Origin of the sequence: Cryobacterium sp. N22 (genome assembly GCF_002929555.1) — a bacterium.
Lineage (GTDB): Bacteria > Actinomycetota > Actinomycetes > Actinomycetales > Microbacteriaceae > Cryobacterium.
In genome coordinates, this window is sequence record NZ_PJJP01000039.1 from 447277 (window position 1) to 462103 (window position 14827).

The window sequence follows — 14827 nt, forward strand, 5'->3', positions numbered from 1 at the left end:
CCGGGCGTCGACGACGCAGACTGTGGATGGCGCGTGGCGGCTAGGCTCGAAGGCAAATGACGCGAATTGTCGCCGGGTTCGCCGGCTCCCTCACCCTCACCGTGCCGGCCAAGGGCACCAGGCCCACCAGCGACCAAGTGCGTGAAGCGCTGTTCTCGGCACTCGACGCACGTGACGCCATCCGTGACTACAGGGTGCTCGACCTGTACGCCGGGTCGGGCGCGCTCGGCCTCGAGGCCGCCAGCCGCGGCGCCCGGGTGGTCACCCTCGTCGAGAACGGCTTCGCGGCCAGTCAGACCTGCCGCAGGAACGCCGCCGCCGTGCAGAAGGCCGCCCCGAAGGGCGCGAACCTCTCGATCTCCGTGTCCAGCCAGGCCGTGCAGTCCTTCCTGGCCGGCACCCCCGACGGCTTCGACCTGGTCTTCCTCGACCCGCCGTACGATCTCGCCGACGCCGAACTGGCGGCGAACCTCGCCGCCCTGACGCCGCTCCTCGACCCCGACGCCCTCGTGGTGGTGGAACGCTCGTCCCGGTCGCCGGAACCCACCTGGGGGCCGGGCCTTGTGCTGGAACGCCGCAAGAACTACGGCGACACCACCCTCTGGTACGCCGGGGTAGCCGGCCCGGACCTCTGAAGAGGGCTGGTCAGAACGGGTTTTTGCGCCTAACGTTAGGTGCGTGGGCAACGTCGTCCACCGCATCCGAAAGGTCGACCCCGTGCGTGTAGCGGTTGTTTGTGCCAGCCAGTACGGCGCCACGCTGGGCATCGCCGAACGAATCGGCGCCGAGCTCGGCCTCGCCGGCCTGGACGCACGCGTCTACGACGCCGCGCAGCCCCCGCACGCAGCGGAAGTGGCGGGTTTCGACGCCTTCGTGGTGGGCAGCGCCGTGTACATGGGCCGCTGGCTCAAGGATGCGACGACCTTCGTGCGCCGCCACCAGCCCACCCTCCTCGAACACCGGGTCTGGCTGTTCAGCAGCGGCCCGCTCGGACCGGCGACCGGGGCTGCCGACGGAAGCGACGGAAGCGACGTGAACGGTCGTGACGAGCCGGCGGAGATCGCCGACTTCACCAACACCGTGCGCCCGGTCGGCCACAGGGTGTTCTCCGGCGCCATCGATCCGGAGGCCCTGAGCCTGGGTCACCGGGTGATCCGCAAATTCCCCGGCGCGGCAGAGAAGATCCCGGCAGGCGACTTCCGGGACTGGCCGGAAATCGAGGCCTGGGCCCGAGAGATCGCCCGCACCCTGGTCAAGCCCGCCTGAGGCGGCCGACGCTTCGGGCGGCGACCTAGGTTGTGGCGCCGTCCCAGCCCCGGTACGGGTCCCAGCCACCCTGGGTGTGCGGCTCGCCGTCAACGAGCACGATCCCCGACTCGCCGGTGACGGTGCCGAGGCGCCGGAATCCGGCGGGGAGCGTCACGTCGGGCGGGAAGGTGGCCAACAGGCCGTGGTCCTCTCCCCCGCCCAGGGCCAGCTCCCGCTGATCACCGAGCTCCGCTGAATCGAAATCGACGCCGACGCCGCTGGCCCTGGCGAGCCGGCCCGCATCGATGGCCAGGCCGTCGGACACGTCGAGCATGGCCGTCGCTCCGGCGGCCGCCGCGACAGTGCCCAGCCGGATCGGCGGAACCGGCGCGAGCTGCGCTTCGACGAACCGGGGCTCGCGCAGCTTGAGGGCGTCGGCGGCCGCGCGACTGGGCACCCCGTCGGCGTCCACACCGAAACGGAACAGCAGCCCGAGGCCGATGCCGGCCTCGCCCAGACGTCCCGCGTGGGCAACGACATCCCCCGGCCTGGCACCCGAACGCAGCACGGGCGAGCGACCCTCGAGATCGCCGAAGGCCGTGATCGAGAGGGTGAGGGCATCGGACGCGGACAGGTCCCCGCCCACGACCCCGCAGCCCGGCGCCAGCGCCTCACAGCCGTCGCGCAACCCGTCGGCGATGCCGAGGATGACCGAGATCGGCGTTGACGGCGGAGCGGCGATGGCCACCACGAGGGCAGTGGGCCTGGCGCCCATCGCTGCGACATCGGACAGGTTCGTGGCGGCGGCCTTCCAGCCCAGGTCGTGCGGCGTCGACCAGGCCAGCCGAAAGTCCGGGCCCTGGATCATCATGTCGCAGGTGACGACGAACCGGCCGTCGGCCGCGGCGAGCACGGCGGCGTCGTCACCCGGTCCGAGCAGCTCGGTGTCGGCGTGCGGCAGGCGCGGGAAGATGCGGGCGAGCACTTCACCCTCGCTGAGGTCGGCCAGGGTCTGGTCGGAAGCATTCGTCATGCTTCAAACGGTAACCTGAATGTGATGACTCTCCAGTTCACCCTCCCGCGCCGGCTCCCCCACAGCACCGGCCGCCGCGCCGCGACAGCGCTTCTGCTCGCGGCCGCCGCCGTGGTGCTCACCGGCTGCGCCGCCGCGGTTCCGATGCAGCCGGCAGCGGATGCGGAGAACCCGGCCTGCGCCGACATCATCGTGCGCCTGCCGACCACCGTGGCCGATCAGCCCGAACGCGAGACGAACGCTCAGGGCACCGGCGCCTGGGGCGACCCCAGCGCGGTGTTGCTCACCTGCGGCGTCGAGGTGCCCGGCCCCACCACAATGCCCTGCGTGAGCATCAACGGCATCGACTGGATCGAGGACGACAGCGAGGCGCCCATGTACCGGTACACCACCTACGGGCGTGAGCCGGCCACAGAGGTCTACCTCGACTCCGGACTGGTCAGCGGATCGACCACGCTGGTCGACCTCGCCGCGGCCGTCGCGAACGTTCCCGCCTCCAAGCAGTGCCTCGGCGCCGACGACGTGACCCTCCCCGCCGAGACCCCCGCGCCCTGAGAGCTGACGCCCCCTCCTCACCGAGTTGCCGCAAAATCCCCCTTCGCCACCGCGAAAGCGGAATCCTGCGGCAAGTCGCGGAGGGCGCACCCGTCGACTTACGGCAAACGCCCCCTTCAGAGCGACCCAGGGGGCACTTTGCGGCACGTCGCGGAGGACGCATCCATCGACTTACGGCAAATGCCCCTTCAGAGCACCTGAAGGGGCATTGCACGGCACGTGATGCCGGCGCCTGCGCTACTCGGTGACGACGGCGGAGGTGCGGCGGCGTCGGTGCGCAGCGCGGGCCAGGGCCACCTCGATGAGCTCGTCGATCAGCTGCGGGTAGGTGTACCCGCTGGCCAGCCAGCAGCTGGGGAACATCGAGATAGGGGTGAAGCCGGGCATGGTGTTGATCTCGTTGATCACCCAGCCGTCGGCGGTGAGGAAGAAGTCCACCCGGGCCAGGCCGCCGGCGTCGATGGCCTCGAACGCGCGCACCGCGATGCGCTGCATCTCGGCCAGGTCCGCCGGAGCGAGGTCCGCGGGGCAGAGCAGTTCGATGCCCGCGGCGTCGAGATATTTGGCCGCGAAGTCGTAGAAGTCGCGACCGGTGACCACGACCTCCCCGGCAACCGAGGCGTGCGCCGGTTCGCCGGGGCGCCCCTGCAGCACGGCGACCTCGAGTTCGCGGCCCACCAGGCCCGCCTCGATGAGCACCTTGTCGTCTTCGGCCAGCGCCACGGCCATCGCCTCGGCCAGCTGGTCGGAGCTCGCGACCCGGCTCACACCGACGCTGGAGCCGGCCCTGGCCGGCTTGACGAAGGCGGGCAGGCCCAGTTCTTCCAGGGCGGCGTACGCCATCCCCGGCGCGTCGGCCCAGTCGTCTGCGGTGATGGTGCGCCAGGGGGCCACGGCCAGCGAGGCCTGCTGCAGGACGGTCTTGGTGAAGTGCTTGTCCATTCCCAGCGCGGACGCGAGCACGCCCGAGCCGACGAACGGCAGGTCCACGAGTTCGAGCATCCCCTGCACGGTGCCGTCTTCGCCGTATGGTCCGTGCAGGATCGGGAACACCAGGTCGATCGAGCCGAGGCTCCGGCGGCCGGAGTCGTCGACGACGATGAGTTCGCTGCTTCGCGCGCTGTCGGGCCAGAGCACCCGGGTTCCGTTGTCGGTGACCTCGGGCAGGGCGGCTGCGGTCAGCGCGAACTTGGTCGGGTCGTCATCTTCGAGAACGAAGGTGCCGTCGCGGGTGATGCCAACCGGGATAACGGTGTAGCGGTCCCGGTCAATTGCGGCCAGTACCCCGCCCGCTGTGGCGCAGCTGATCGAATGTTCGCTTGAACGCCCCCCAAACAGCAGCGCTACCGTGAGCTTGTCCGTCATCAATGGTCCTTTCACCCTGCGGTGCGCCGGAGTCAGTCGTGAGGTGCGGCGCAATATCCCGCGGCTTCAGCGTACCCGCCAGCACCTGGCGTACCTGTTCGACGATGGGCATGTCGACACCCTTGGCACGCGCCAACTCGAGGATGGGGCTCACGGATGCGAGCCCCTCGGTAGTCTGCTGCATCTGCGCGATGACGTCGTTGTAGCTGTAGCCCTGGCCGAGCAGCCGGCCGGCGGTGTTGTTGCGGGAGAGCGGCGACTGGCAGGTCGCGATGAGGTCGCCGAGGCCCGCGAGGCCCGCGAGGGTCTCCGGCTGGGCGCCGTAGGCCACGGCGAAGTCGGTCATCTCCACGAGGCCGCGAGTGATGATCGACGCCTTGGTGTTCTCGCCGTAGCCGACACCGTCGACGATGCCGATCGCCACGGCGATGAGGTTCTTCAGCACGCCGCCGAACTCGGTGCCGATGACATCGGTGTTCACGTACGACCTGAAGTACTTCGTGGTGGCCAGCAGGGCCACGGCATGCGCGGTCTCCAGGCTCGACGAGGAGACCACGGCGGCGGTGGGCTGCTCCTTGGCGATCTCCAGGGCCAGGTTGGGCCCGGAGATCGCGGCGATGCGGGCCGGGTCGATCGGCAGGACCTGCTCGATGATCTCGCTCATCCGCAGCCCGGAAGAGCGTTCGACGCCCTTCATCAGCGACACGATGATGGCGTTGGGCGCCAGGAACGGCTCGGCCTGGATGAGGTTCTCACGCAGGGACTGGCTGGGCACCGAGACGAAGACCTGCTCGGCGCCGGCGAGGGCCAGATCGAGCCTGGACGTGGCTCGGAGGCCGACGGGCAGGTTGATGCCGGGCAGGTAGTCGCTGTTGCGCCGGCCCTCGGTGATCTCCCTCGCCAGTTCGGGGCGGCGGGCCCAGAGCATCACATCCGCTCCGCCGTCGGTGAGGATTTTCGCGAACGTGGTGCCCCAGCTCCCGGCGCCGAGAACGGCGACGCGGGTGCCTGGCTGAACTCTAGGCTTCAAAACGGCCGGTCTCTTTCTGATCGTGCTCAGAGGGGTTCCAGCGCGTGGCCGGTGCGGTCTCGTTGCGAAGGTCCTCGAGCAGGGCGGTGATGGCGTCCATCACCACGGCAGTCGCCTCGTTCAGCGTCGCCGAGTTGAGAGGGCGGTCGCGGAACTCGGCCAGATCGATCGGGTCGCCGATCTTGACCAGGATGGTCTTGCGCGGGAACAGGTGCAGCTTCTTGGAGTACCGCTCCATGAGCTGCTGGGTGCCCCAGTGCGCCGCTGGCACGATCGGGATGCCCTGCTCCAGGGCAATCCGCACGGCGCCACTCTTGCCCCGCATGGGCCACATACCCGGGTCACGGGTGAGGGACCCTTCCGGGTACACGACCACCATCTGGCCGCGCTCGACGAGCAAACGGGCAGCCTTGACGGGCTCGCTGCCGCGCACCGAGCCGCCGCGCTGCACCGGAATCTGGCCGGACTTCTTCAACAGCCAGCCGGCCACGGGCAGCTTGAACAGCGACGCCTTGGCCAGGAACCGCGGCAGCCGGCCGAGCTTCCAGCTGACCATGCCCATCACGATCGGGTCGATCTCGCTGTAGTGGTTGGGCGAGAAAACGAACGCGCCCTCACGGGGGAACTTGTGGCCGTCGGTGATCTTGTAGCGGGCGGCCAGGTTCATCGCGGGTACGACAAGCACCGCAAGCAGCCAGAAGATCGAGGGCTTGCTCTTCTCGGAGCGCACCCTGCCGGTTCTCGTCACCGGTGACGACGGAGAAGGGGAATCTGGCGCGGTGGAATCTGGCACGTCTGTATCTGGCACAGTGCCATTATCCTTCGAGATCGAAGTCAGCCCCCAACAGACGCAGCTTGGTGATGAAGTTCTCGTACCCACGGCTGATGATTCCAACGTTGCTCACGGTGGAGGTTCCCTCGGCCGTGAGGGCCGCGATGAGGTGGCTGAAGCCACCGCGCAGGTCGGGAACCTCGATGTCGGCGCCGACCAGCTTGGTGGGGCCGGCGATGACGGCGGAGTGGTTGAAGTTGCGCTGACCGAAGCGGCACGGGTGCCCGCCGAGGCATTCACGGTGGATCTGGATGGTGGCGCCCATCTCGACCAGGGCGTCGACGAAGCCGAAGCGCTGCTCGTAGACGGTTTCGTGCACGATCGACACGCCGTGGGCGTGGGTGAGCGCGATCACGAGCGGCTGCTGCCAGTCCGTCATGAAGCCGGGGTGGACATCCGTCTCGATGATGACGGGCTTGAGGTCGCCGCCCGGGTGGTAGAAGCGAATACCGTCGTCGTGGATGTCGAACGCGCCGCCGACCTTGCGGAAGACGTTGAGGAAGGTGAGCATCTCGGCCTGCTTGGCTCCGCCGACGAAGATATCGCCATCGGTGGCCAGCGCTGCGGCGGCCCAGCTGGCGGCCTCGTTGCGGTCGAACAGGGCACGGTGCTGGTAGCCCTGCAGGCTGTCGACACCCTCGATGCGGATGACCCGGTCGGTGTCGACCGTGATGATGGCACCCATCTTCTGCAGGATGTTGATGAGATCCATGATCTCGGGCTCGATGGCCGCGTTCTTGAGCTCGGTGATGCCCTCGGCACGCACGGCGGTCAGCAGCACCTGCTCGGTGGCGCCCACGCTCGGGTACGGCAGCTCCACCTTGGTGCCCTTGAGGCCGTTCGGCGCCGACATGCGGATGCCGCTCTCCTGCTTCTCGACGACCGCGCCGAACTTGCGCAGCACCTCCAGGTGGTAGTCGATGGGGCGGTCGCCGATGCGGCAGCCGCCGAGGTCGGGAATGAAGGCTTCACCGAGGCGGTGCAGCAGCGGGCCGCAGAACAGGATCGGGATGCGGGAGGAACCGGCGTGGGCGTCGATGTCGGCGTAGTGCGCGCTCTCCACGTCCACCGGGTCGAGCATCAGGCTGCCGGGTTCGTCGCCCTCGGTCACCTTGACACCGTGGGCCTCGAGAAGGCCGCGGACGATGCGCACGTCGCTGATGTTCGGCACGTCACGCAGGATGCTCGGGGTTTCGCCGAGCAGCGCGGCGACCATGGCCTTGGTGACCAGGTTCTTGGCACCCTTGACCTCGATGCGGCCGACCAGGGGACGGCCACCGCGGATGGTGATCTTGTCGCCGACCAGGCCCACATTGGCTCCGTGACTCTGCGCGTTTCCGCGCTCTGCTGTGTCCTGAATGTTTTCGCGAACCTGCGCGTTGTCGCCGACGATGATCACAAATTTACCTGCCTTGCGGGGAGAGTGCGGGGGCGCCAGGGCTCCCTGTGGGATTCGAATTCTGCGATTCGCGCTTCGTCGCGCAGGGTCAGGCCGATGTCGTCAAGGCCTTCCAGCAGTCGCCATCTAGTGTATTCGTCGACCTCGAATGAGACTGTGAGGTCGCCGACACTGGCAGTGTATGCAACCAGATCCACTGTCAGTTCTATTCCGGGCTCGGCCTCGAGAACGCGCCAGAGGGTCTCGGCGTCCTCCTCGCTGATCTGGCCTGCGAGCAGGCCTTGCTTGCCCGAGTTGCCCCGGAAGATGTCGCCGAACCGGGGACTCAGCACGACATCGAATCCGAAATCGCGGAGGGCCCAGACGGCGTGTTCCCGGGATGATCCGGTGCCGAAATCGGCGCCGACGACCAGGACCTTGGGGTTCTTGTACGGTTCCTGGTTGAGAATGAACTCAGGATCCTGGCGCCAGCCGTAGAAGAGGGCGTCCTCGAATCCGGTCTTGGTGACCCGCTTGAGGAACACGGCAGGGATGATCTGGTCGGTGTCGACGTTCGAGCGGCGCATGGGAACGGCGACACCGGTGACGGTGGTGAATTTCTGCATGACGACTGCTCCTAGAGGCTGGCGGGGACGAAAACGGCGGGAACGGCGTCATGGCCGAGCGTGCCGTCCTGGACGAGGTCCCATGGGCTCGAGAGGGTGCCGCGGATGGCGGTGGCCGCGGCCACCAGCGGGGAGACCAGGTGGGTGCGTCCGCCCTTGCCCTGCCGTCCCTCGAAGTTGCGGTTGCTGGTGGAGGCGCAACGCTCCCCCGGGGCCAGCTGGTCCGGGTTCATGCCCAGGCACATCGAGCAGCCGGCGAAACGCCATTCGGCGCCGAAGGCGAGGAAGATCTGGTCCAGGCCCTCGGCCTCGGCTTCGATCCGCACGCGGGCGGACCCGGGCACCACGAGCATCCGCACGCCGTCGGCGATGGACTTGCCCTTGATGATCTCGGCGGCGGCCCGCAGGTCTTCGACCCGGCTGTTGGTGCAGGAGCCGAGGAACACGGTGTCGACGCGGATGTCTTTCATGGCGGTGCCGGCGGCCAGGTCCATGTACTCGAGGGCGCGTTCGGCGGCGCTGCGCTCGTTGGCGTCGTCGATCTCGGCGGGGTTGGGCACGGTGTCGCTGAGCGAGACGCCCTGGCCGGGGTTGGTGCCCCAGGTCACGAACGGTTCGAGGGTGTCGGCGTCGAGGATGACCTCGGCATCGAAGGTGGCGCCCTCGTCGGTGGCCAGGGTGTCCCAGTACGCAACGGCGTCGTCCCAGTCGGCGCCGTCTGGCGCGTGGGCGCGGCCCTTGAGGTAGGCGTAGGTCGTGGCGTCCGGCGCGACCATGCCGGCACGGGCGCCGGCCTCGATCGACATGTTGCAGATCGTCATGCGTCCCTCCATGGAGAGAGCACGGATGGCGCTGCCACGGTATTCGAGCACGTAGCCCTGGCCGCCGCCGGTGCCGATCCTGGCGATCACGGCGAGGATGATGTCCTTGGCGGTGACGCCGGGGCGCAGGGTGCCGTCGACGGTGATGGCCATGGTCTTGAACGGCTTGAGCGGCAGCGTCTGGGTGGCCATGACGTGCTCCACCTCGCTGGTGCCGATGCCCAGCGCCATGGCGCCGAAGGCCCCGTGCGTGGAGGTGTGCGAGTCGCCGCAGACGACGGTGATGCCCGGCTGGGTCAGGCCCAGCTGCGGGCCGACGACGTGCACGATGCCCTGTTCGATGTCGCCCAGCGAGTGCAGGCGGATGCCGAACTCGGCGCAGTTCTTGCGCAGGGTCTCGATCTGGGTGCGGCTGGTGAGATCGGCGATGGGCCGGTCGATCGCCAGGGTCGGCGTGTTGTGGTCCTCGGTCGCGATCGTCAGATCGGGCCGGCGAACCGGGCGCCCGGCCAGGCGCAGGCCGTCGAAGGCCTGCGGGCTGGTGACCTCGTGCACGAGGTGCAGGTCGATGTAAATGAGGTCAGGGGTGCCGTTCTCGCCCTTGGCAACCAGGTGTTTGTCCCAGACCTTCTCGGCCAGGGTGCGGGGGCGGATGTCCGGCATGGGTGAATCGGGGTTCACTGCGTTAGTCATGTTCGTGCGTCTTCCTCGGGAACGGTGGTCAGCCAACGACAAACTCCGCGACGAGTGGGCCTTGTTAGATACGAGACTCGTCGCGGCACAGAAGAAGAAGTCCACGTTGCAGCACACCTCAGGCTAACACTGCGGCCGGGATCCGTCTTCTCGGGTACGCGAACTGTGAGCTTTGGCCCAAAAATCCGCGCATCCTGGTGCTTTTCTCACGGTTCACGGATGTCTCCGGTCGCGACCCGCGCGACGCCCCCGCCCCGTCGTCGGTCGAGCTTGCCGAGACCCGGCCAGCACACACAACTCACCCAACTCACACACCTCACCAGGTCTCGACAGGCTCGACCAGCGAGGGTGGGCCAGGTAGAGCCCGCGAACTGTGAGCTTTGCCCCAAAAAACCGCGCATCCTGGTGCTTTCTCACGGTTCGCGGATGGATGCGGGGCACGAGAGTCGGCCGGGGCGGGCGCTGGCTGTGGGAGGGCTGTCGCCGTATGGTGTGCGCATGACGACCGTGACCACACAGAAAACCACAGGCAGGGTGCTGGTCGTGATCCTGCTGGCCCAGTTCATCATCGTCGTCGACTCCACGTTCATGAACGTGTCGCTGTCTACCCTCGTGGCCGATTTCGATACGACGGTCACCGGCATCCAGAACGCCATCACGCTCTACACCCTGGTGATGGCTGCATTCATGATCGCCGGCGCCAAGGTGGGCGACATCATCGGCCGCAAACGCGCCTTCGTGATCGGCCTCACCGTGTACTCCGTCGGCACAACAGTCACCGCGATCTCCCCCACCCTGGGTGTCTTCATCCTGGGCTGGTCGATCCTCGAGGGCCTGGGCGCGGCCATGATGCTCCCGGCCATGATGTCGCTGATCGTCTCGAACTTCCCCGCCGGCCCCGCCCGGGCCAAGGCCTACGCCGGCTTCGCGGCCATCGCGGGCATCGCCGCGGGGATCGGGCCGATCATCGGGGGCCTGTTCACGTCGTACCTGTCCTGGCGGCTGGCGTTCGCCAGCGAACTCCTCGTGGCGCTGTACATTTTCACCCAGCTCAAGATCATCAAGGATGCGCCCTTCCTGGGCCGGAAGCCCCGCTTCGACTGGCCGGGTTTCCTCCTCAGTTCCGCCGGACTCATCACCGTGGTTCTGGGCATCGTGATGGCCTCGGCGTACGGCCTGTTCATCAGCCGCGTCGACGTTGAGATGTTCGGGCGGGTCGTGCTCACCGCCGGCCAGGTCTCCCCGACGGTGATCCTCGTGTTGATCGGCCTGGTATTTCTCATCGCGTTCATCCTGGTGGAGCGAAACCGGGACCGGCATCACCACGACACTCTCCTGGACCTGAATCTCTTCGGCATCCGGGCCGTCTCGTCGGGGTCGGCCGTGCAGCTGCTGCAGTACCTCGTGCTGACCGGCTCGATCTTCGCGCTCTCCCTCTACGTACAGATGGAGCTGGACTACTCGGCGATCCAGAGCGGGCTCACCCTGCTGCCGCTGTCCCTGGCCGTGCTGTTGTCTGCGGCGGTGAGCGGGCGGGTGTTCAGCCGCCGCTTCGCACCGCGCTCGGTGATCCTCGCCGGCTTCGCCATCATCGTGGTCGGCGCGGCGGCCATGGGGGTGCTGGCCAGGGACGCCACGAGCGGAACCGAGTTCATCCTGGGGCTGGCGCTGGTCGGGTTCGGTGCGGGCACCATCGCCTCCCAGAATCAGAACCTCATCATGTCGTCGGTGAAACCGCAGCGCTCCAACGAAACCTCCGGCGTGATCAACACCGCCCAGAACATCGGGGCGTCCCTGGGCACCTCGTTGGCCGGGGCGCTGATCCTGTCGGTGTTCGTCCTGACCGCCACGACCCTCATCGACGACAGCCCGGTCTTCTCGGAGTCCGAACAGTCCCAACTGGACACCGCGGTCACCGAGAAGGCCCAGATCATCAGCGACGCGCAGCTCGGCGAGGCCATCGCGGAGCTCCCCGACGACCAGCGGGCCGAGATCATCGAGATCAACGCCGAGGCCCGTCAGACATCGCTCACCGTGGTCTACGCCGGACTGGCTCTCGCCGGACTACTCGGCCTCGCTGTGGCCCTGCGGCTGCCCAAGACGCCGCCGCTGTCGAGCACGGGCTCGGGCACCAGCACAACCCGCACAGCCGACAAATCCTAGGCGTCAGGCCCGTGACACCTGCACGGCGAATTCGCCGAGGGAGAGGCTGACACCGGCGGCCAGGGCGGTGCGCACGCCCGGATCCAGGGGCGTGCGCTGGCCGTTGGCGTCGCCAAAACTGACGCCGTTGGTGGAGTGAAGGTCGGTGACCCAGAGCTCCCCCTCCACCAGCTCCACGAGGGCGTGGGACTTGGACACCGACCTGGCCGGGTCGATGACACTGACCATCGTCGCGGCCCGCCGGGTGACGGGGGCCGGGTCGCGGCCCAGCACGAGCGAGCCCGTCACCGGGATGGCCTGGCCGTCGGCGAGGGTGAGCTGCCAGACCGGCACGGCCGGAACGGCCGGCGGGCGTGCAGTGCCCGTCGGCGGGGTACGCGACGGCGAACCCAGGAGCGTGGGAACGAACGCGGGTATGGACACTGCCGGCGCAGCGACCGGCGGCGACACCACCGGGGCAACCCCCTCGGGGGCCACCACCACGGTGGGCATGGCCGGCCCGGTGGGCGCGGCGTCGTCGGTGACCGTCGGCGCGGCACCCCCGGGTGCGGGCGGGATGGCGCCGATCAGGTTTCTGTGCGGCACCCGCGCCGTCGATTCCTCGTCGGCGTCAGCGTCAGCGTCAGTCGGGCGAAACATCCCCGGCGGGGGAACAATGAAGTCCGGATTTTCCACGGTGCAACTCTACCCGCGGCCCGCGCCGGGGCCCCGGCTGCCGCGCAGGTTCACCTGGCTCCAGTCCCGCTTGGCGCGGAGCCTGAACCTGGCGAGAATCCGGCGCAGGCGCCCGGCGGACTCCCCGGCGGTGGCCAGGGAGGCCAGCGCCGCCGTCCAATTGCTCTCCACGTCTTCGTCGCTGACCTGCCGGCCACCGAACACGGCGCTGTCCACGGAGTCGGCCACCGGCACCAGCCGGTGCGGCGCCACGAACTCCGCGGCCTCAACGACCTCTCCGGAGCCGTCGGGGATGAGCACCTGAGCGGCCAATTGCGATTCCAGGCTGACGGCTACCTGACGACGGCTCGACGCGCGCGGCACCTCGAACCCGAGCTCGGCGAAGCCGTCGGTCAACTCGGACCAGGCGCCGGCCGCGCGTTCGTCGCCGGTTCCCCTGGTGCGTCGATTACGGCGGCGGCGGGACTTGAGCGCGGCGATGACGAGGAGCGGAACCCCCAGCAGCACCAGCGGGATGCCCACCGAACCGATCACGACCCAGGCCCAGCCGGGCAGCTCGAAGTCCTTGTCCTTGTCCTCGTCCTTGGTGTCATCGATTTCGACGGCGGTGAGCAGGTCGTCGGCTTCGTTGTCCATGCGCGGGGGCTGACGTACCTGCGGCTGAGGTTCGGTCTTGGGCTTGGGGGTCTGGTCCTGGGGCACGTCGGTCTGGTCCGGGGTGGGGTAGAACGCCACCCAGCCGACGCCTTCGAAGGCCACTTCCACCCAGGCCGTCACATCGGTTCCGGTGATTTCGACGGTGCCGGCGTCCTCGGGCACGTCGGGCGCGAAGCCCATCACCACCCGGGCCGGGTAGTCCAGGCTCCGGGCCATCAGGGCCATAGCGGCGGCGTACTGTTCCTCATCGCCCACCATCTGGGTGCGGGTGAACAGTTCGTTGATGCGGTCGGCACCGTGGCCGGCCCGCGACGGGATGCCGTCGGAGGCGAGGCCGTGGCTGAGGAAACCCTTGGTCTTGAGGGCCTGTTCGATCGCCCGGAGGCTGTCGATGGGGGTGTCGGCGGTGCCGGCGTACTCGATGGCCTTGGCCACGACGACATCGGGGATGTTCCCGACGGCGGGCTGGGTGACGTCGGCGACGGGAACCTCCTGGAGGTCCTCGTCCCGGTAGGTCTGCTGCAGCATGGCGTTGACCGTGTACTCGTAGCCGGGTTCGACGCCGGTGGTGAGCACGGCGGTGCCGCTGTCGGCGTTGTAGCGCAGGGTCTCGGCCTCCTCCTGGCTGCCCGCGTCGTCGAAGTCCACGGTGGCGGGGTAGCCGATCACCGGCAGCCAGACGTCTTCATAACCGACGACGTCGACGGTGACGGTGCTGTCCGCACTGCTGGTGACCAGGGCAGGTTCGGGGATGGTACGGCCCACGAGCCGGAAGCTGCCGGAACCGTTCACCAGGGTGTCGGCGGCGGCCACGTTCCAGAGTTTGCCGTCGTAGGCATCCATGCTCGCCAGCCGCAGCGTCTCACCGGGCTGCATCCCGGTCACGGAGAACAGCGGTGTGTCGGCGAGGGTCTTGGTGAACTGCCGGAACCCGGCCAGTGGGCTGGGGAATTCCAGCGGATCGAACGGCGGCTGAATCTCTTCACGCAGCACAAAACGGTCCTTGGTCTCCGGCGCCAGGACGCCGCCGACGAGAGCGCCGATCAGCACGGCGCCCACGATCAGGGTGGCGGTGCCCAGCAGCTTGCGGCGCAGCAGCCGGGCTGCGCCCGCGGCGTCAGCGCGTTCCACCTTGGTGCGGCGCCAGCCGATCCAGACGATGGCGACAACGGCGAAGGCCACACCGCGGAGGCCCGCGAAGAAGGTCTTGTCGGTGCCCATCAGGATGCCGGTCAGGTACAGCAGGACCGGCCCGATCAGGAGGATGCCGGTACGCCAGACCGTGCGCTGGCGTCCGGGCAGCCACCGGCTGGCCAGCATGGTGCCCACCAGGGCGACCAGCCAGGCCGCGAAGTACGGCAGCACCGGCATATAGTACGGCGCTTCCACCGGCGTGCCGAGGGTGACGATGTCTTTCCAGCCGAAGACCGCGCCCAGTGCCAGTCCGGCGGTGGAGGAGATGCTGGGGAACACGCCGAGCAGGGCCTCACCGGGCATGGTGAACGGCGTGCCGAGCAGGAAGTAGGCCAGGATGGCGGCGAGCACGCTGGTGACGACACCGAGCCGCAGCGCGTAGCCGAGCACGGCGATACCGGTTCCCACGATCAGGCCGCCGAGGCCGGCGACCAGGAAGTTGTAGTCGCCGAAGGAGGTCTCCAGACCAAGCACGCCCAGCACCGAGAGCAGGCTCAGCACCGCGACATCGGTCCAGGCGGTGCGCGGGAAGGGCCGCCAGGCCGCGCGCAATCCCG

General features: G+C 68.5%; 13 protein-coding genes. 4 read left to right on the forward strand and 9 right to left on the reverse strand.

All coding sequences use genetic code 11. The features are described from left to right. Positions 1-56 precede the first annotated feature (56 nt). Positions 57-635 (forward strand): 16S rRNA (guanine(966)-N(2))-methyltransferase RsmD, encoded by a 579-nt coding sequence (rsmD, locus tag CXY76_RS17530; RefSeq protein WP_104166769.1) that lies wholly within the window; start codon positions 57-59, stop codon positions 633-635. Positions 636-678: 43 nt separating this feature from the next. Further along, positions 679-1266 carry a flavodoxin domain-containing protein gene (locus tag CXY76_RS17535; protein ID WP_199190350.1) on the forward strand — a complete coding sequence of 196 codons (588 nt, stop codon included), beginning with the start codon at positions 679-681 and terminating at the stop codon, positions 1264-1266. A gap of 25 nt (positions 1267-1291) precedes the next feature. Here the strand turns inward: CXY76_RS17535 and thiL are convergent, their stop codons facing one another. Next, positions 1292-2281, reverse strand: coding sequence for a thiamine-phosphate kinase (thiL, locus tag CXY76_RS17540; RefSeq protein WP_104166771.1), 990 nt, complete (start codon positions 2279-2281; stop codon positions 1292-1294). Between the two features lie 24 nt (positions 2282-2305). Here thiL and CXY76_RS17545 point away from each other — a divergent pair, with 24 nt between their 5' ends. After that, positions 2306-2836, forward strand: a complete 531-nt coding sequence (locus CXY76_RS17545; RefSeq protein ID WP_104166773.1) for a DUF3515 domain-containing protein — start codon at positions 2306-2308, stop codon at positions 2834-2836. 237 nt (positions 2837-3073) lie between these two features. Here CXY76_RS17545 and CXY76_RS17550 read toward each other — a convergent pair whose 3' ends face one another. From CXY76_RS17550 to leuC, 6 genes are all read right to left on the reverse strand, one after another. Next, a complete protein-coding gene (locus tag CXY76_RS17550) occupies positions 3074-4201 on the reverse strand; it encodes a D-alanine--D-alanine ligase family protein (protein ID WP_104166775.1) in 1128 nt (375 codons plus the stop codon). Continuing rightward, complete coding sequence (locus CXY76_RS17555) at positions 4104-5231, reverse strand: NAD(P)H-dependent glycerol-3-phosphate dehydrogenase (RefSeq protein ID WP_104166777.1); 1128 nt, start codon at positions 5229-5231, stop codon at positions 4104-4106. Before CXY76_RS17555 ends, CXY76_RS17550 begins: the two co-directional genes overlap by 98 nt. After that, positions 5221-5979 carry a 1-acyl-sn-glycerol-3-phosphate acyltransferase gene (locus tag CXY76_RS17560; protein ID WP_233199982.1) on the reverse strand — a complete coding sequence of 253 codons (759 nt, stop codon included), beginning with the start codon at positions 5977-5979 and terminating at the stop codon, positions 5221-5223. The genes CXY76_RS17555 and CXY76_RS17560 overlap by 11 nt, the downstream gene beginning before the upstream one ends. 67 nt (positions 5980-6046) lie before the next feature. Then, positions 6047-7375 (reverse strand): UDP-N-acetylglucosamine 1-carboxyvinyltransferase, encoded by a 1329-nt coding sequence (murA, locus tag CXY76_RS17565; protein ID WP_104167394.1) that lies wholly within the window; start codon positions 7373-7375, stop codon positions 6047-6049. Between the two features lie 83 nt (positions 7376-7458). Further along, positions 7459-8067 carry a 3-isopropylmalate dehydratase small subunit gene (leuD, locus tag CXY76_RS17570; protein WP_104166779.1) on the reverse strand — a complete coding sequence of 203 codons (609 nt, stop codon included), beginning with the start codon at positions 8065-8067 and terminating at the stop codon, positions 7459-7461. Between the two features lie 11 nt (positions 8068-8078). Next, complete coding sequence (leuC, locus tag CXY76_RS17575) at positions 8079-9581, reverse strand: 3-isopropylmalate dehydratase large subunit (protein ID WP_233199984.1); 1503 nt, start codon at positions 9579-9581, stop codon at positions 8079-8081. 498 nt (positions 9582-10079) lie between these two features. Between leuC and CXY76_RS17580 the strand changes: the two genes are divergently transcribed. Next, positions 10080-11744, forward strand: coding sequence for an MFS transporter (locus CXY76_RS17580; RefSeq protein ID WP_158253930.1), 1665 nt, complete (start codon positions 10080-10082; stop codon positions 11742-11744). Between the two features lie 3 nt (positions 11745-11747). On the opposite strand, the gene CXY76_RS17585 is transcribed toward CXY76_RS17580, so the two are convergent. Together CXY76_RS17585 and CXY76_RS17590 are read right to left on the reverse strand one after the other, a co-directional pair. Next, the gene (locus tag CXY76_RS17585) at positions 11748-12419 is read right to left on the reverse strand and encodes an FHA domain-containing protein (protein WP_146073482.1); all 672 of its coding nucleotides are present in this window, start codon (positions 12417-12419) and stop codon (positions 11748-11750) included. A 9-nt stretch (positions 12420-12428) separates the two neighbouring features. Then, positions 12429-14822 carry a transglutaminase domain-containing protein gene (locus CXY76_RS17590; RefSeq protein ID WP_158253931.1) on the reverse strand — a complete coding sequence of 798 codons (2394 nt, stop codon included), beginning with the start codon at positions 14820-14822 and terminating at the stop codon, positions 12429-12431. Between the last annotated feature and the right edge of the window lie 5 nt (positions 14823-14827).

What these genes read in the sequence shown, in the direction of transcription:
- rsmD (WP_104166769.1), top strand. Translation starts at nt 57, where the DNA reads ATGACGCGAATTGTCGCCGGGTTCGCCGGCTCCCTCACCCTCACCGTG.
- thiL (WP_104166771.1), bottom strand. Translation starts at nt 2,281, where the DNA reads ATGACGAATGCTTCCGACCAGACCCTGGCCGACCTCAGCGAGGGTGAA.
- CXY76_RS17545 (WP_104166773.1), top strand. Translation starts at nt 2,306, where the DNA reads ATGACTCTCCAGTTCACCCTCCCGCGCCGGCTCCCCCACAGCACCGGC.
- CXY76_RS17550 (WP_104166775.1), bottom strand. Translation starts at nt 4,201, where the DNA reads ATGACGGACAAGCTCACGGTAGCGCTGCTGTTTGGGGGGCGTTCAAGC.
- leuD (WP_104166779.1), bottom strand. Translation starts at nt 8,067, where the DNA reads ATGCAGAAATTCACCACCGTCACCGGTGTCGCCGTTCCCATGCGCCGC.
- leuC (WP_233199984.1), bottom strand. Translation starts at nt 9,581, where the DNA reads ATGACTAACGCAGTGAACCCCGATTCACCCATGCCGGACATCCGCCCC.
- CXY76_RS17580 (WP_158253930.1), top strand. Translation starts at nt 10,080, where the DNA reads ATGACGACCGTGACCACACAGAAAACCACAGGCAGGGTGCTGGTCGTG.